Source organism: Curtobacterium sp. Arg-1 (genome assembly GCF_025643395.1).
Classification (GTDB): domain Bacteria; phylum Actinomycetota; class Actinomycetes; order Actinomycetales; family Microbacteriaceae; genus Curtobacterium; species Curtobacterium poinsettiae.
In genome coordinates this window covers 2579342-2596603 of record NZ_CP095731.1, presented here as the reverse complement: position 1 = coordinate 2596603, position 17262 = coordinate 2579342, and the positions used below count along the sequence as shown (strand labels likewise).

Annotated in this window: 14 protein-coding genes; 11 read left to right on the top strand and 3 right to left on the bottom strand. The window is 70.8% G+C overall.

The window, feature by feature from the left end; translation table 11 throughout:
• The first annotated feature begins 8 nt into the window (after positions 1-8).
• From MXD64_RS12195 to rplL, 4 genes are all read left to right on the top strand, one after another.
• On the top strand, positions 9-749 hold the full coding sequence (locus tag MXD64_RS12195) for a response regulator transcription factor (RefSeq protein ID WP_017888661.1): 741 nt from the start codon (positions 9-11) through the stop codon (positions 747-749).
• Complete coding sequence (locus MXD64_RS12190; protein ID WP_263136513.1) at positions 746-2281, top strand: sensor histidine kinase; 1536 nt, start codon at positions 746-748, stop codon at positions 2279-2281. The genes MXD64_RS12195 and MXD64_RS12190 overlap by 4 nt, the downstream gene beginning before the upstream one ends.
• A gap of 279 nt (positions 2282-2560) precedes the next feature.
• The gene (gene rplJ / locus MXD64_RS12185) at positions 2561-3076 is read left to right on the top strand and encodes a 50S ribosomal protein L10 (RefSeq protein WP_017888663.1); all 516 of its coding nucleotides are present in this window, start codon (positions 2561-2563) and stop codon (positions 3074-3076) included.
• Between the two features lie 51 nt (positions 3077-3127).
• Positions 3128-3508, top strand: coding sequence for a 50S ribosomal protein L7/L12 (gene rplL / locus MXD64_RS12180; protein ID WP_017888664.1), 381 nt, complete (start codon positions 3128-3130; stop codon positions 3506-3508).
• A 175-nt stretch (positions 3509-3683) separates the two neighbouring features.
• Here rplL and MXD64_RS12175 read toward each other — a convergent pair whose 3' ends face one another.
• Positions 3684-4442, bottom strand: coding sequence for a hypothetical protein (locus MXD64_RS12175; RefSeq protein WP_194589762.1), 759 nt, complete (start codon positions 4440-4442; stop codon positions 3684-3686).
• A gap of 399 nt (positions 4443-4841) precedes the next feature.
• On the bottom strand, positions 4842-6266 hold the full coding sequence (locus tag MXD64_RS12170) for an amino acid permease (RefSeq protein ID WP_263136512.1): 1425 nt from the start codon (positions 6264-6266) through the stop codon (positions 4842-4844).
• A gap of 126 nt (positions 6267-6392) precedes the next feature.
• Here MXD64_RS12170 and MXD64_RS12165 point away from each other — a divergent pair, with 126 nt between their 5' ends.
• The 5 genes from MXD64_RS12165 (at position 6393) to MXD64_RS12145 (ending at position 13159) form a co-directional block, all read left to right on the top strand.
• Positions 6393-8267, top strand: a complete 1875-nt coding sequence (locus MXD64_RS12165; protein WP_263137449.1) for an ABC transporter ATP-binding protein — start codon at positions 6393-6395, stop codon at positions 8265-8267.
• 174 nt (positions 8268-8441) lie between these two features.
• The gene (locus MXD64_RS12160) at positions 8442-9806 is read left to right on the top strand and encodes a cystathionine beta-synthase (RefSeq protein WP_263136511.1); all 1365 of its coding nucleotides are present in this window, start codon (positions 8442-8444) and stop codon (positions 9804-9806) included.
• Between the two features lie 13 nt (positions 9807-9819).
• On the top strand, positions 9820-10965 hold the full coding sequence (locus MXD64_RS12155) for a cystathionine gamma-synthase (RefSeq protein WP_263136510.1): 1146 nt from the start codon (positions 9820-9822) through the stop codon (positions 10963-10965).
• A 160-nt stretch (positions 10966-11125) separates the two neighbouring features.
• Positions 11126-12556, top strand: a complete 1431-nt coding sequence (locus MXD64_RS12150; protein WP_017888670.1) for an MFS transporter — start codon at positions 11126-11128, stop codon at positions 12554-12556.
• A 30-nt stretch (positions 12557-12586) separates the two neighbouring features.
• Positions 12587-13159 carry a substrate-binding domain-containing protein gene (locus MXD64_RS12145; protein ID WP_042541130.1) on the top strand — a complete coding sequence of 191 codons (573 nt, stop codon included), beginning with the start codon at positions 12587-12589 and terminating at the stop codon, positions 13157-13159.
• Positions 13160-13170: 11 nt separating this feature from the next.
• Here MXD64_RS12145 and MXD64_RS12140 read toward each other — a convergent pair whose 3' ends face one another.
• Positions 13171-13752: a TetR/AcrR family transcriptional regulator gene (locus MXD64_RS12140; protein WP_152427349.1), complete on the bottom strand. Its 582-nt coding sequence runs from the start codon at positions 13750-13752 to the stop codon at positions 13171-13173.
• 227 nt (positions 13753-13979) lie between these two features.
• On the opposite strand from MXD64_RS12140, the gene MXD64_RS12135 reads away from it, so the two are divergent.
• A complete protein-coding gene (locus tag MXD64_RS12135; RefSeq protein ID WP_017888673.1) occupies positions 13980-15236 on the top strand; it encodes a multidrug effflux MFS transporter in 1257 nt (418 codons plus the stop codon).
• A gap of 39 nt (positions 15237-15275) precedes the next feature.
• Complete coding sequence (locus MXD64_RS12130; RefSeq protein WP_263136509.1) at positions 15276-17261, top strand: helicase HerA-like domain-containing protein; 1986 nt, start codon at positions 15276-15278, stop codon at positions 17259-17261.
• The last annotated feature ends 1 nt before the right edge of the window (position 17262 follow it).

Below are 17262 nucleotides of genomic sequence, written 5' to 3'. Positions count from 1 at the left end.
TCGAAGACGTGACCATCTCCCAGCCCGCAGCAGCCCCGCGCCTCACACGTGCCGACGGAACCCCGTTGCGCATCCTGGTCGTCGACGACGAAGCCAGCCTCACCGACCTGTTGTCCATGGCGCTGCGGTACGAGGGCTGGGACGTCAAGAGCGCGAACGGCGGGCAGGACGCCCTGACGACCGCGCGGGAGTTCAAGCCCGACGCGATGGTGCTCGACGTGATGATGCCCGACCTCGACGGGCTGCAGGTGCTGAGCCGGCTGCGGCAGAACAACGACGACACACCGGTGCTGTTCCTCACCGCCAAGGACTCCGTCGAGGACCGTGTCACCGGACTCACCGCCGGTGGTGACGACTACGTCACGAAGCCGTTCTCCCTGGAAGAGGTCGTGGCGCGTCTGCGCGGGCTCATCCGCCGCTCGCAGATCTCGATCTCCGAGGCCGGAGACTCGCGCATCGTCGTCGGCGACCTGGTGCTCGACGAGGAGTCGTACGAGGTGCACCGCGCCGGCCGGCCGATCGAACTGACGGCCACCGAGTTCGAACTCCTTCGCTTCCTGATGCGGAACCCCCGTCGCGTGCTCTCGAAGGCGCAGATCCTGGACCGTGTGTGGTCGTACGACTTCGGCGGCAAGTCCTCGGTCGTCGAGATCTACATCTCCTACCTGCGCAAGAAGATCGACGCCGGCGAGACGCCGATGATCCACACGGTGCGCGGCGTCGGGTACGTCATCAAGCCGACCTCGTGACCCTGCGGCGTCGGCTCGTCCTGAGCATCGTCGCCCTCGTCGTCGCCGTGAGTGCGGTGATCGGGGCGGGGAGCATCATCGCGTTGTTCTCGATCCAGCGCTCCGCGATCGACGAGCAGCTGCAGTTCGCCACGAACCGTGCGCAGCGATCCGTCGAGCAGCAGGGCGGGAGCGGGCCGGGTCTGGACATCGGCCGCCCGTCCGGACAGGCGTCCGGGACCCTGACGGTCTACTTCCTCAACGGGGACGTCATCGTCGGGAGCGTGCTGGACAACGCCGGGGGGATCGAGCGTCTCTCGGCGCCGGTGGTCGCGCCGCTCGGCGGGGTGCACGTCGACGGGCGTCCACACACCATCGACCTCGGCGGTGACCTCGGTCGCTACCGGGTGACCGCGGCGACCGTCGGGCCTGCCGTGCTCGTGGTCGGCCTGCCGATGGCACCCGTCTACGAGAGCGTCTGGAAGCTCCTGGGCGTCGTGCTGGTCGTCACCGGACTCGCACTCCTCGCCGCCTCACTGGTCGCCGCCCTCGTGGTCCGGCGCTCCCTGCGGCCGCTCGACCGCGTCGCCGAGACCGCCTCGACCGTCGCGCGCATGCCGCTCGACCGCAGTGACGCCCTCGACGGTGTCCGTGTGCCGGACACCGACCCCCGCACCGAGGTCGGCCGGGTCGGCAGCGCCTTCAACCGGATGCTCGGGCACATCGGCAGTGCGATGCAGGCGCGGGAACGCTCGGAGCAGAAGGTGCGCCAGTTCGTCGCCGACGCCTCGCACGAGCTCCGGACCCCGCTCGCCTCGGTGCGCGGGTACGCCGAGCTCACCCGGCGCATGGGCGGCGACCTGCCGAGGGACGTCGTCTACGCGATGAGCCGCATCGAGTCCGAGTCCATCCGGATGACCTCGATGGTGGAGGACCTGCTGCTCCTCGCCCGACTCGACGAGGGCCGCGAGATCCAGTTCGCCGAGGTCGACCTGACCGGCCTGGTGCTCGACGCCGTGAACGACGCCCACGCCGCCTCACCCGAACACCCCATCGAGGTCGACGTCCCACCGGAGCCGGTCACCATCACGGGGGACGCCGCACGCCTGCACCAGGTCTTCGTCAACCTCGTCACGAACGCCCGGACCCACACGCCCGAGGGCACCCGCATCACGGTCGGGCTCGCCCCGGTCGACGGTGGCGTGGACCTGACCGTGCGCGACACCGGCCAGGGCATCGACCCGGAGTTCCTGCCGAAGCTGTTCGAGCGGTTCGCCCGTGCCGACAGCTCGCGCTCCCGCACGGTCGGGTCGACCGGGCTCGGGCTCGCCATCGTCGCCGCGGTCGTGCAGGCGCACGGCGGGCGGGTCGAGGTCACGAGCGAGCCCGGGGACACGGTGTTCACGGTGCACCTGCCGCGCGACCCTGCTGCGGCTGCCGCCGCGGCGGGGTCAATCGCGTCGTCGTCGTCGTCGTCGTCGGCCGAGCCGGCCGAGCGGGCCGGGTCCGCCGACTGGTCGGCGACGCCCGCTGCGGTGGACCGCACCCACTGACGGAGGGGAGGCGCGGGGCGGGCCCGCACCGCGCCTCCCGACCGCTGTTTGGTCTCGTCCACGGCATCTGCTACTGTTCTCGAAGCCAAAGACCGCCGGATGTCGTGCTGCTTGCAACGTGTTTGTGAACATCGTGACCGAAGGTCCTCACTCGTGAGGCATCCCGCGCAGGTGTTCCGAACCACTCCCACCATCTGGTGAGAGCAGCTCCGAGCCTCTGCGCCGGAGCTTTTTTCGTTCGTGGACCTGGGGCTGCCGGCAAGACCCCCAAGGAGAACCATGGCGAACAAGGAAGCTGCGGTCGCCGAGCTCACGGAGTCCTTCCGTAGCTCGAACGCCGTTCTGCTCACCGAGTACCGCGGTCTCACGGTCGCGCAGCTCAAGGAGCTCCGCAACTCGATCCGTGAGCACGCCACGTACGCCGTGGTGAAGAACACGCTGACCAAGATCGCGGCGAACAACGCCGGCATCTCGTCGTTCGACGACGAACTCGCCGGTCCGTCCGCTCTCGCCTTCGTCCACGGTGACACCGTCGCCGTCGCGAAGTCGCTGCGTGCATTCGCCAAGGCGAACCCCGAGCTCGTGGTGAAGGGCGGTTACTTCGACGGTAACCCGCTCACCGCGACCGAGGTGGACAAGCTCGCCGACCTCGAGTCCCGTGAAGTGCTGCTCGGCAAGCTCGCCGGCGCACTCAAGGCCTCGCTGTTCGGTGCTGCGTACCTGTTCCAGGCACCCCTCTCGCAGGCCGTCCGCACCGTGGACGCCCTTCGCGAGAAGCAGGAGTCCGCGGCCTGATCAGGCTCGCGTTCATCAACCACACGTACTAGCTAGTAGTAGGAGAAAATCATGGCGAAGCTTTCGCAGGACGAGCTCATCGAGGCCTTCAAGGAGCTCACGCTCATCGAGCTCTCGGACTTCGTGAAGAAGTTCGAAGAGGTCTTCGAGGTCACCGCTGCTGCCCCGGCCGCTGCTGCCGCTCCGGCCGCCGCTGCCCCGGCCGAGGCCGCTGAGGAGAAGACCGAGTTCGACGTCATCCTCAAGTCCGCTGGTGACAAGAAGATCCAGGTCATCAAGGAGGTCCGTGGCCTGACGTCGCTCGGCCTCGGTGAGGCCAAGGCGCTCGTCGAGACCGCCGACGCCAAGATCCTCGAGGGTGCGAACAAGGAGACCGCCGACAAGGCGAAGGCGACCCTCGAGGCCGCTGGCGCCACGATCGAGCTCGCGTAGTCTCGACCGTTCCGGTCACGAAGGCCGCTGCCCCTCGGGGTGGCGGCCTTCGTCGTGTGCGGGGTGGGGGCTGTCTGCGGCACCTTTCGCCGAGACTCGGCTGAGCGGACACTTTGCCAGCCGCTGGAGCGGGAAGTTGTCCGTTGAGCCGAGACTCGATTGTCGCCGATGCTGCTCACGGAGTGATCAACACCCCGTGCGAACGGAGCAGCGCACGGAACCGGTCGAGGCTCTCGAGGTGCCACCAGGTCACTCGGATGACGGACCGAACTTCTCGGTGGGTACGGATGCGGTCCTCCCGGCGCTTCTCCTGCCAGAGGACCTCGCTGGGATCGCGACCTGCGAGCATCTCGCGGTCGACGTACTTCTGCTTGCCATCGAACTCGACGACGACTCCGGCGTCGGGCAACCAGAAGTCGACTCGGTCACGGAACCCGTTCGTGATGAACTCATGCTGCGGGTGGATGTTGGTCACTCCCAGTTGCACGAGTCGGATCGAAGAGTAGGACTCACCGGGTGACTCGTGTGCCGGATCGAGCGCGGTGGCGACGAGCCGAGCCCTCCGGCCACCGCGCGATGCGGGTGGCGGCAGGTGCTCCTCGAACACTTTCCTGTCGATCGCCTTCATGCGCACTGCATGGTCGATGGCCACGGCGGCGACCGCCGGGTCGCACGTTCGCGCGACGGCCACCGCCGTTCCGAGCGCATCGACCACAGGGACGCCGTCGAATCGACTGGGGCCGAGGCACAGGCCAGCGGGGTCGATGCCGTGTCGAATGAGCCCGACCCGGTGTTCGACACCGACCAGCGTCCAGTCGACGACGTGGATCCGCTCCGGAGCCGGTCCGATCAACGGCCAGCCATGGATGAGTGCAGCCGTGACGTGGGAGAACGCGCTGGTCGGACTCAGGTCAGGAGCGAGAGCCCAAGCCATGGCGAGGTGCTTGTCCGACGTGTCGAGTGCATCCCACACCCGCTTGTCGAGGTAGACACCCGCACGGAGCCGGATGACTCGCCCAGCGGCATGGAGCCGTCGGAGTTGTCGTGCTCGCGATGGATCCGACCGCTCGGCGCGGAGGAGATCGGGGCGTGTCCGGTGAAGCTGCATGATGCGAGTGTGCGGACTCGGATGTGCGCTGTGTGCCCTCCGGCGGGATCTGTGGAAAGCGCAGGTGCACGACTGTCCCGAGGAATGTGCCGAGTCTCGTCTGGGCAGACACTCTCGCGCTTTCGTGAGCCGTAGAGAGTCCGCTTGGCCGAGACTCGTCGCGGGCGGGTCGGGGCGGCGGCGCGGAGGCGCGGCCGCGGCGCGGCCGCGGGGCAGCGGGGCGCGTCAGCGCAGCGTGCTGTGGCGGCGGCCGTAGGCCAGGTAGAGCAGGGCGCCGGCGACCATCCAGATGCCGAACGCGATCCAGGTGGTGGCGCCGAGGAACACCGCGAGCAGCACGCAGCTCAGGGCGCCGAGGATCGGGACGACGGGGAACAGCGGCACCCGGTACGAGCGCTCCAGGTCGGGCTGCGAGCGACGGAGCACGATGACGGAGACGTTCACCAGGGCGAAGGCGACCAGGGTCCCGATGCTCGTGGCGTCGGCGAGCTCCCCGAGGGGCACGAGCGCGGCGACGATCGTCACGGCGATGCCGATGATCAGCGTGTTCGCGATCGGGGTGCCGGTGCGGCGGGAGACCCGGCCGAAGACCTTCGGAACCAGGCCGTCGCGGGACATCGTGAGCAGGATGCGGGTCTGGCCGTACAGGACGGTGAGCACGACACTGGCGATGGCGACGACCGCCCCGATCGAGAACACGAGGGCGACGAGCGGCTGCCCCGTGACGTCGACCACGATGCGGACGAGCGACGCCTCGGACGACGAGAACGCCGTCCACGAGCGGGCCCCGATGGCGGCGATCGCGACCAGGATGTACAGCGCCGTGATGAGCGCGATGGAGCCGATGATCGCCCGGGGAAGGTCGCGGCGGGGGTTCTTCGCCTCTTCACCTGCGGTCGAGGCCGCGTCGAAGCCGATGTACGAGAAGAACAGCCGTGACGCCGCTGCGGTGACCCCGGCGGCGCCCATCGGTGCGAGCGGCTCGAAGTTCTGCGCCCGGAACGCCGTGAACGCCACGACGACGAAGAAGACCAGCAGGGCGATCTTCACGATCACCATGACCGTGTTCACCCAGGCGCTCTCGCGGGCTCCTGGCAGCAGCACGACGGTGGCGAGCAGGACCAGGACCGCGGCGGGCAGGTTGACCACGCCGCCGTCGACCGGGGGAGCGGCGAGCGCGGTGGGCAGGTGCAGCCCGAACACGCGGAGGGTCTCGTCGACGTACTCGCTGGCACCCACGGCGACCGCGGCCACCGAGACGGCGTACTCGAGCACCAGGCACCAGCCGCAGATCCAGGCGATGCCCTCGCCCATCGTGGCGTAGGTGTACGAGTAGCTGGACCCCGAGGTCGGGACGGCACCGGCCATCTCGGCGTACGACAGCGCCGAGAGCAGCGCGGCGATCCCCGCGACGACGAACGAGATCCAGACCGCGGGACCGGCGAGCGGGACCGCGGTACCGAGGACGACCAGGATGCCGGTGCCGAGCGTGGCCCCGACGCTGATCATCGTCAGCTGCCAGACCCCGAGCGACCGACGGAGCGGTTCGCCGTTCACCCCGCGGGAGGCTTCGGCCTGCAGCTGCTCGATCGGCTTGCGGCGGGCGAGCTGCGCCCCCAGGGACGTGGGACGTGACGGCGCGGACGACATGGGACCTCGGTGGTGCGGGGACGGGGACGGCACATGCTCGCACGCCCCCTGAACGGGGTCAAATACTGCGGTGCTGTGGAGAGGACGGTCGATGTCCGAGCGCGGGGCTACGGTGGCTCCATGAGCATGGGACACAGCGGGCGGGGTGGTGGTCCGCGCGGGAGCGGACGCATCTCGAGCGGTGACTTCCGCGCGCAGAAGGCCGCCAACGCCGAGGCGCCGAAGATCCCGCACCTGGTCCGTCGCATCGCCGCGCTCTTCGAGCCGCACCGCCGGGCGATCGGGCTCACGATCGTCCTCGTGCTGGTCGGCGCGGCCATCTCGGTCGTGCCGCCGCTGCTCACCCAGCAGGCGTTCGACCGCGGGCTGTTCCCGCCGTCCGGCCGCCCCGACGTCCCGGTGCTGGTCGAGCTCGTGTCCGCCATGGTCCTGCTCTGGATCGCGAGCGCCGGGGTCGGCGTGTGGCAGACGTACCTGACCGCGACCGTCGGCAACAAGGTCATGGGTGCGATGCGGATGCGCCTGTTCGCGCACCTGCAGCGGATGGAACTCGCGTTCTTCACCCGCACCAAGACCGGCGTCATCCAGTCGCGCCTGCAGAACGACGTCGGCGGTGTGGCGAGCGTGCTGAACAACACGATCTCGTCGGTGCTCGGCAACACCGTGACCGTGATCGCCGCCGTGGTCGCGATGCTGCTGCTGAGCTGGCAGATGACGCTCGTCGCGGTGGTCTTGCTCCCGCTGCTCGTCATCGCGCAGCGGCGGGTCGGGCAGGTGCGGGCGCGGATCGCCGGGCAGACGCAGGAATCGCTGTCCGACATGACGGCCATCACGCAAGAGGTCCTGAGCGTCTCCGGCATCCTGCTCGCGAAGAGCTTCAACCAGCAGGCCAGCGAGACCCGCCGCTACGGGGACGAGAACCGCAACCAGATCACCCTGCAGGTTCGGCAGCAGATGTCGGGGCAGTGGTTCTTCGCCATCGTGCAGATCTTCCTGTCGATCATCCCGGCGATCATCTACGTCGTCGCCGCGTACCTGATCATCGGCGACGTCCCGATCACGGCCGGCACGATCGTCGCGTTCACGACGGTGCAGTCCCGCCTGCTGTTCCCGACGGTCGGGCTGTTGCGCGTGGTCCTCGACCTGCAGACCTCCGGTGCGCTCTTCGCCCGCATCTTCGAGTACTTCGACCTCGAGCCGGCCATCACGGACTCGCCGACCGCGCAGCCCGTGGACGAGTCGAAGGTCGGCCACGTCGCCTTCGAGGACGTCGTCTTCACCTACCCCGACGGTGAAGCCGACAAGCCGACCCTGCGCGGGGTGTCGTTCGAGCTCCACCCCGGGCAGTTCGCCGCCTTCGTCGGGCCCTCCGGCGCCGGCAAGACGACGGTGTCCTACCTGGTGCCCCGGCTGTACGAGGCCACCGAGGGGTCCGTGCGGTTCGCCGGCCAGGACGTCCGCCACCTGGTGCACGAGGACCTCATGCGGCACGTCGGCATCGTCAGCCAGGAGACGTACCTGTTCCACGCCACGATCGGCGAGAACCTGCGGTACGCCAAGCCCGACGCCACCGACGACGAGCTCGAGCGAGCGGCCCGCGCGGCGAACATCCACGACACGATCGCGTCGTTCCCGGACGGCTACGACACCGTCGTGGGGGAGCGCGGCTACCGGCTGTCCGGTGGCGAGAAGCAGCGCATCGCCATCGCCCGGGTCATGCTCAAGGACCCGCCGGTGCTCGTCCTCGACGAGGCCACCAGTGCGCTCGACTCCATCTCCGAACACGTCGTGCAGACGGCCCTCGACACCGCGGCGGCCGGTCGGACCACCATCTCGATCGCGCACCGGCTCTCCACGATCCGCGACGCCGACGTCATCTTCGTCCTCGACCACGGCCGGATCGTCGAGCAGGGCACACACGACGAACTCCTGGCCCTCGACGGCACGTACGCGCAGCTGCACCGGCAGCAGAACACGACGGCGGACGTCGTCCGCCCCTGACGGCGGTGGTCCGGACCGGGTGCCGGACAGGAGGCCCGTGGCGGCGTCCGCACGGGCCTCCCGTCCGCCGCGCAGCGCGACCAGGGCGGGGCAACCGGCGGGGCGATCAGGATGCGTTGTCCGCGCACGACACATCCCAGCGCGACGCGGGGACCGCGTCCTAGACTCCATGCCGTGCGTTACGCGAACTCCGTCGTCGACCTGGTCGGCGACACCCCGCTCGTCAAGCTCAACCGGGTGACCGAGGGGGTGCGGGCGACCATCCTGGTGAAGGTCGAGTACCTGAACCCCGGTGGGTCGTCGAAGGACCGCATCGCCACCCGGATCATCGACGCGGCCGAGGCGTCCGGCGACCTGCGTCCCGGCGGCACCATCGTCGAACCGACCTCCGGCAACACCGGCGTCGGCCTGGCCCTGGTCGCACAGCAGCGCGGCTACCGGTGCGTGTTCGTGCTGCCCGACAAGGTCGGCGAGGACAAGCGCAACGTCCTGACGGCGTACGGCGCCGAGATCGTCGTCACCCCGACCGCGGTCGCGCCCGAGGACCCCGAGTCCTACTACTCGGTGTCGGACCGGCTCGTGCAGGAGATCCCGGGCGCCTACAAGCCGAACCAGTACGCCAACCCGAACGGCCCTCGCAGCCACTACGAGACCACCGGTCCGGAGATCTGGCGCGACACCGAGGGGCAGATCACCCACTTCGTCGCGGGCGTCGGTACCGGCGGCACGATCTCGGGCACCGGACGGTACTTGAAGGAGGCGTCCGGCGGCGGCGTCCGCATCGTCGGGGCCGACCCCGAGGGCTCCGTGTACTCCGGCGGTACCGGTCGTCCGTACCTGGTCGAGGGCGTCGGCGAGGACTTCTGGCCGAGCGCCTACGACGCCGGCGTGCCGGACGAGATCATCGCCGTGTCGGACGCCGACTCCTTCGCGATGACCCGTCGTCTGGCGCGTGAAGAAGGACTGCTCGTCGGCGGGTCGAGCGGCATGGCCGACGTCGCGGCACTCCAGGCCGCCCGTGACCTGACCGAGGACGACGTCGTGGTGGTGTTGCTGCCGGACGGCGGACGTGGGTACCTCGGCAAGATCTTCAACGACCGGTGGATGCGCTCGTACGGGTTCGCCGAGACGGACGACGAGCGCACCGTCGGCTCGCTCATCGCCGGCAAGGACGGCCGCCTGCCCGACCTGGTGCACGCGCACCCGACGGACACCGTGCGCGACGTCGTCGACATCATGACCACGTACGGCGTCTCGCAGATGCCCGTGCTCAACGCGGAGCCGCCCGTCGTCATCGGCGAGGTCGTCGGTGCCGTCGAGGAGAAGGCACTGCTCGAGCAGGTCTTCACCGGTACCGCGAAGATGTCGGACGCCCTGTCGGACTTCGTCGGCGACCCGCTGCCGCTCATCGGCGTCGGCGAGTCGGTGTCAGCGGCTCGTCGTGCGCTTGAGTCGGCCGACGCGTTCCTCGTCGTCGCGGACGGCAAACCCGTCACCGTGCTGACCCGGCACGACCTCCTCACCTACCTCTCCGAGTAAGGAACCACCGAGCATGACCGAGTTCAGCACCCGGGCCGTCCACGCCGGCCAGGAGCCCGACGAGACCACCGGCGCCGTCATCCCGCCGATCCACCTGACGTCGACCTACGTGCAGGACGGCGTCGGTGGCATGCGCAACGGCTACGAGTACTCGCGCGCCGGCAACCCGACGCGTGACTCGCTGCAGGTGCTCCTGGCCGACCTGGACGGTGGCGTCGCGGCGTCGTCGTTCGCGTCCGGGCTCGCCGCCGAGGACGCCCTGCTCCGCGCCGCGCTGGTCCCCGGTGGCCGCGTCGTGATGGGCAACGACGTGTACGGCGGCACCCACCGCCTGGTGAGCCGGCTGCACGTGCCGTGGGGCGTCGAACTCGTCGTCGTCGACATGAGCGACCTCGACCAGGTCCGGGCAGCGCTGCAGGGCGCACCGGCCACCACCGTGCTCTGGGTCGAGACGCCGACGAACCCGCTCATGAAGATCGCCGACATCGCCGCGCTCGCGACCCTCGGGCACGAGTCGGGCGCGCTGGTGGTCGTCGACAACACCTTCGCGTCGCCGTACCTGCAGCAGCCGCTGTCGCTCGGCGCCGACGTCGTCGTGTACTCGACCACGAAGTACCTCGGCGGACACTCCGACGTCGTCGGCGGCGCCGTCGTGCTGGCGGACGAGGAGCTCGCGGCGAAGGTGCAGTTCCTGCAGTTCGGCGCCGGTGCGATCTCGTCGCCGTTCGACGCCTACCTGACCACCCGTGGCATCAAGACGCTCGCCGTGCGGATGGAGCGGCACTCGCGGAACGCGCAGGCCGTCGCCGAGGCCCTCGTCGTCGCGCCGGGTGTCGAGCGCGTCTACTACCCGGGCCTGCCCGAGCACCCGGGGCACGACGTCGCCGCTCGTCAGATGCGCGGCTTCGGCGGCATGCTCTCGGTCGCCCTGTCCGGTGGTGCCGAGGCCGCGAAGCGGTTCGCGGAGTCGACGGAGCTGTTCGCCCTGGCCGAGTCGCTCGGCGGGGTGGAGTCGCTCATCGGGTACCCGAGCGAGATGACCCACGCGTCGGTGAAGGGCACCGAACTGGCCGTGCCGGAGAACGTCGTGCGGCTGTCGGTGGGCATCGAGGACGCCGGCGACCTGGTGGCAGACCTGGAGCAGGCGCTGGCGCGCTGACGCTGACGCTGACGCTGACGCTGACGCGCTGACGCTGACGCTGACGCTGACGCGCTGACGCGGGGCCTGCTGCCGCGCTGACGGGGGACCTGCTGCCGCGCTGACGCGCACCCGCGGGACACGCTGACGCGTCGTCGGCGGCCGCCCCTACGATGATCGGGTGAGCACGACGGCGTCGCGGACCAGCCTGTTGAGCGGGCCGTACGCCCTGGCGACGATCGGCATGGTCGCGATCGTCGGCGTCGCGGCGTTCCAGAACCTGGCGATGACGACGATCATGCCGGTGATCAGCCGCGACCTGGACGGCGAGACCCTGTACGCGCTCGCCTTCGCCGCCCCGCTCGCCGCCGGGGTGCCCGGCATGGTGCTCGCCGGCAACTGGAGCGACCGCGCGGGCGGCCGGATCGTGGCCTGGGTGTCGGCGGTGTTCTTCGCGGTGGGGACCGCCGTGGTGATGCTCGCGCCGACCATGGAGGTGTTCCTGGCCGGGCGGCTCATCGAGGGCTTCGGCGCCGGGGCCATCGACGTGGTGCTGTACGTGCTGGTCGCCCGGATCTTCCCCGCGGAGCTGCACGGACCGGTGTTCGCCGGGTTCGCCGCCGCCTGGGTGGTACCGGCACTGATCGGCCCTGCCCTGGCCGGCATCGTCACCGACACCTGGAACTGGCACTGGGTGTTCGCCGGGGCCCTGGTGATCGCGCTCGCCGCGTTCGTCCTGCTCGTGCCGACGCTCGGCCGGCTGCACCCTCCGGCGGCGGCGCTCCGCCCACCGTGGCAGCGGGCCCGGATCAGCTGGTCGGTGGCCGCGGCCGTGTCGATCCTGCTGCTCAACGTCGCGCCCGACCTGACCCCGTGGGGCATGGTCGCAGCCGTCGTCGTCGGGCTGGTCGGCACCTGGTTCGCCCTGCGGCCGCTGCTGCCGACCGGCACGTTCCGGGCCGCGGCCGGGCTGCCGTCGGTCGTGCTGCTGCGGGGGCTCGTCGCCGCGTCCTTCTTCGGGAGCGAGGCGTACGTGCCGTTCCTGCTGCAGGCCGAACACGGGCTGTCACCGTCGGCTGCCGGACTCGCCTTGACGGTGGCGGCGATCAGCTGGGCCGCGTCGAGCTGGGCGCACGGCCGCCTGGGGGAGCAGCGGCTCACCGCTCGTCGGACCTTCGGGGCCGGACTCACACTCGTGCTCGTGAGCCTGGTCGCAGCGCTCGCGGTGGCCACGTTCGACCTGTCGTGGTGGGTGCTGGTCGCCGGCTGGTTCGTCGGCGGCGCGGGCATGGGAGCGATCTACCCCCGCGCGTCGATGCTGACCCTGCGCTTCTCGGGTGAGGGCGACGACGGGTTCGCGAGCTCGGCCCTGACGATCGCGGACGCCGCGGGCAGCGTGATCGGCCTCGCGGTGACCGGCCTGCTCTTCACCGCGACCGGCGGAGCCGACGGGACGGTGTCGTTCCCGCTGGTGTTCGCGGCGATGATCGGCTTCGCTGGCGTCGCGATCGCGGCCGTCCGAAGGCTCGGTCCCGTGCCGGCACCAGCGACGACGGCCTCGGCGGGCCCGGGCGGAGCCGTGTCGTCGTCGCAGGGCCCGGCCGCCGGGTAGCGTGGCACACCGGACCGAAGAGGAGACACCGTGCTGCGCATCGTCGCCGTGACCGTCGCCCTGGCGGCGGCCCTGACCCTGGCCGGGTGCCAGGGGACGACGTCGGCTGCCCCCACGCCGGTGCAGAGCACCGACCTGACGAGCTCCGACGGGGGCTTCGACCAGCAGGCCGTGATCGGTGTCGTCCTGGTCCACGACGACGCGGCCCTGGCCGACCGGCTCCGCACCGACCTGGCCGACGCCGGGTTCCGGCCCGACGTCCGCGTCGCTCCGGCATCGGGTGCCGCTGCATCCCAGCGGACCGCGGTCGCCCAGCTCGTCCGCAAGGGCGCCAAGGCCCTGCTCGTGCACCCCGCCCGGGCCTCTGCACTGACCGGCGTGGTCCAGACCGCCCACGACGCCGGGGTCGTGGTGGTGTCCCTGGGGGATCCGCTGCCCGCGACCGGCACCGGTGGCGACGGGGTGTCCGCCGACTACCGCGTGCCGTCAGAGGGCGACGACGCGGCCACCGCGGCGGCGGCGGTCCAGGTCGTGCAGTCCCTGCAGCGTGGTGAGAAGCCGGAGAGCGAGCCCACCGACGGCGAGACGGCCGACGCCGAGTAGGAGCAGTCCGCTCAGCTCCACCACGCCGGGAACGACAGCGTGATCGTCTCCACCAGCGCCTTCCGCGACCGTCGGGGCCCGGCGAGCCAGGCCTCGATCGCCCCGACGAACCCCTGCGCCACGAACCCCGCGGCGACGTCGTCGAGCAGGTCGGGCCGACGGGCGGGGTCGAGCTCGCGGATGTGCAGGGCGCTCGACACCGTGAAGTGCTCGACGAGCAGCCGGTGCAGCGAGGCGTCGTTCGGGTCGGGGAGGGCCTTGCCGTAGATGTCGCGGTGCGTCATCACGTGCTCGACGACGGCGTTGATGCCGCGCCGGGTGATGGTCGCGAGTTCGTCGGCTCCGGCGCCCCGGTCGGCGGCGGCCCGGCGGTCGTCGGCGTCCTCCTGCCGGATGCGGTCGAGCTCCGGCGTCAGGACGTCGGCGAGCAACGACCCGGGGGAGACCGCGTGCGAGTAGAACGTGGCGCGGTTGATCCCTGCGGCACGTGTGACGTCGGCGACGGTGATCTCCGAGACCGGTCGGTCTGCGGCGAGACGCAGGATCGCCTCGCGCAGTGCTGCTGTGGTGTGCAGGATCCGGGCATCCACCATGACGCCCACCCCCTTCTGATCCGCTTCACCCGGAAGGCCCCCGAGCAGTCCGACGCTACCGCATGGTCCGCGCGCGGCAGCGGGACAGCACGAGCCGCTTCACGCGGGCGGCCGACACCGGCGGCGCCGAGCACACACGGGCGACCGTAGGATGGTTCCGCGGACGAATCGATTCGATCGGCCCGCGATCACCCTCCGCCCCCTCATCGTCGAAGGACTCCTGTCTCGTGACCGCGCCCGCCACCACCGGTTCGCTCCGGGTCGTCCTGCACCCGGGAGACTCGCTCTCCCGCAGGCAGCGACTCGTCTACGTCTTCGTCCTGGGCGCCCTGACGGCGCTCGGCCCGTTCACGATCGACCTCTACCTGCCGGCGTTCCCGGCGATCAAGGACCAGTTCGGCGTCACCGACGGCGCGGTCCAGCTGACGCTCACCGCGACGACGCTCGGCTTCGCCATCGGGCAGCTCCTGGTCGGCCCGTGGAGCGACAAGGTGGGCCGCCGCCTGCCGCTGATCATCGCGACGACGGTGCACATCGCCGCCTCGATCGGTGCGGCGACCGCACCGGACATCGAACTGCTCGCGGTGTTCCGCGTGCTGCAGGGCATGGGTGCCGCGGCCGGTGGTGTGGTGGCGATGGCGACGGTGCGCGACCTGTTCGGCGGCAAGCCGCTGGTGCGCATGTTGTCCCGACTGGCGATGGTGAACGGCCTCGCGCCGATCCTCGCACCGCTCATCGGTTCGCAGATGCTGCAGTTCACCAGCTGGCGCGGCATCTTCGTCTTCCTCGCCTGCTACGGCCTCGCCGTGGTGATCGCCTCGGTCCTGCTCATCGTCGAGACCCTGCCGCCGGCCCGCCGGCACGAGGCCGGGCACTCCACCATCGGCCAGCGCTACAAGGCGCTGTTCTCCGACCGGATCTTCGTCGGCGTCGCGCTCATCGGCGCGATGGTGTTCAGCGGCCTGTTCTCGTACCTCAGCGCGTCGCCGTTCCTGTTCCAGCAGGTCTACGGTCTCGACGCGCAACAGTACGGACTGCTCTTCGCGGTCAACTCGGTCGGGGTCGTCCTCGGTGTGCAGATCTCGTCGCGGCTCGCCCAGCGTGTCGGTCCGCAGTGGATCCTGGCGTGCTCGACCGCGACCCTGCTGCTGGCGTCGCTCGCGATCATCGTCCTCGACCAGCTCGGTGCCGGTCTGGTCGGCGTGCTCGTGCCGCTCTGGTTCTTCATCGCCGCGTGCGGGTTCTCGTTCCCGCTCGTCCAGGTCATCGGTCTCGCCGCCCACGGGAAAGAGGCGGGGACCGCCGCCTCGGTGCTCGGCGCCCTGAACTTCGGCGTCGCCGGGCTCATCTCGCCGGTGGTCGGCTGGCTCGGCATCACGACGGCCAGCCCGATGGCGATCGTGATGGCGTCGACCGCCGCGGTCGCGATCCTCGTGCTCTGGTTCGTGGTCCGCCCCAGGACGGTCCCCGCGCTCACGCACTGACCCCGAACCGCCGCGGGTCAGACTCCCTAGGCTGTGCCCATGAGCGACGCGACGGAGCGGGCACGGGCGGCTGCCGAGGCAGCGAGGCAAGCTGCCGACGAGCCACGTCGGCTCGCCGACGAAGCGGTGCGGCGCGCCGAGGAGCTCGCCGCCGCCCTGACGGCGGAGGAGCAGGCGAGCCAGACCCCCGACGCGGAACCCGCGGTCGTCGGGTCCCCGCCACCCACCGGCCAGGAGGCGCGGCTCGCGCCCGACGCGGAGCCCACCGCTCCGGTCGCACCGGTCCCCACCACCCCTGGCGCGGCGGTCGACGCGACCGCCCCGGATCCGGTGGCGACGACGGCGACCGGCACCGTGCCTCCCGTCCGTGCCGAAGCCGGCCCGCTCGGACCGGACGCGGTCGCCGCGATCCGCGACGGCTACGCCGTCGACGGCGGCGCGATCGAACTCGGCGCCCTGGTCAACGGCGCAGCGGTGCCCGACGTGCAGGTCCGGATCCCGCTCGCGATGCTGAACCGGCACGGGCTGGTGGCGGGGGCGACCGGCACCGGCAAGACCCGGACGCTGCAGGTGCTCGCCGAGCAGATCGCGGCGAACGGGGTGCCCGTGTTCGCCGCCGACGTCAAGGGCGACCTGTCGGGTCTGGCCGTCGCGGGGCAGGCGAACGACAAGCTCCTCGACCGCACCGCGGGCATCGGTCAGCAGTGGCAGGGCGTCGCGAGCCAGGCCGAACTGTTCTCGTTGGGCGGGCAGGGCACCGGCGTGCCGATCCGTGCCACCGTGTCGGGCTTCGGACCGCTGCTGCTGTCGAAGGTGCTCGGGCTGAACGACACGCAGGAGTCCTCGCTCGGCCTGGTGTTCCACTACGCCGCGCAGCAGGGCCTCGCGCTGGTGGACCTCGACGACCTGCGGAGCGTGCTGACGTTCCTGGTGAGCGACCAGGGCAAGGGGGAACTCGCCGAGCTCGGGGGCCTGTCGAAGCAGACCGCCGGGGTGATCCTGCGCGAGCTCGTCACCTTCGCCGACCAGGGTGCCGACCAGTTCTTCGGCGAGCCCGAGATCGACACACAGGTGTTCCTGCGGACGGCGGCGGACGGGCGGGGGATCGTCAGCCTGCTCGAGGTGCCCGGTGTGCAGGACCGGCCGGAGGTCTTCTCGACGTTCCTGATGTGGTTGCTGGCCGACCTGTTCAACGAGCTGCCCGAGGTCGGCGACCAGGAGAAGCCGAAGCTCGTGTTCTTCCTGGACGAGGCGCACCTGTTGTTCAGCGGTGCGTCGAAGGACTTCACCGAGCAGATCGTGCGGACCGTTCGGCTCATCCGGTCGAAGGGCGTCGGGGTCTTCTTCGTGACGCAGACCCCGAAGGACGTGCCGAACGACGTGCTCGCGCAGCTCGGATCGCGCATCCAGCACCAGCTCCGCGCGCACACGCCGGACGACGCGAAGGCGCTCCGGGCGACGGTGTCGACGTACCCGACGAGCGACTACGACCTGGGGGAGGTGCTCACGTCGCTCGCGACCGGTGAGGCGATCGTCACGGTGATGAACGAACGTGGTGCTCCGACCCCGGTCGCGTGGACCCGGCTGCGCGCACCGCAGGGGTCGATGGACCCGATGCCGGCCGACGAGATGGCCGCCCGGGTGCAGGCCTCACCGCTCCTGGCGACCTACGGCACCCGCGTCGACCCGGACTCGGCCCGCGAGGTGCTCGCGCGTCGCATGGAGGCCGCGGCCGCCGAGGCCGCTGCTGCTGCCGAAGCCGCCGCTGCCGACTCCGCCGCGGACGCGTCGGCGGTCGAGGCCCAGCGGGAGTTCGAACGGCAACAGCGGGAGTTCGAGCGTGCCGAGCGGGCGTCGGAGTCGCGGCGTTCCGGTCGGACCGGTGGTTCCGGTCGGACGACCCGGCCCGGGACGCGGCGGTCCGCGGACGACCCGCTGACCGATCTGCTCGGCGCAGGGCTCGGCGGGACCATCGCGAAGGAAGTGGTCCGGGGGATCTTCTCGACGCTGCGGCGGCGACGCTGAC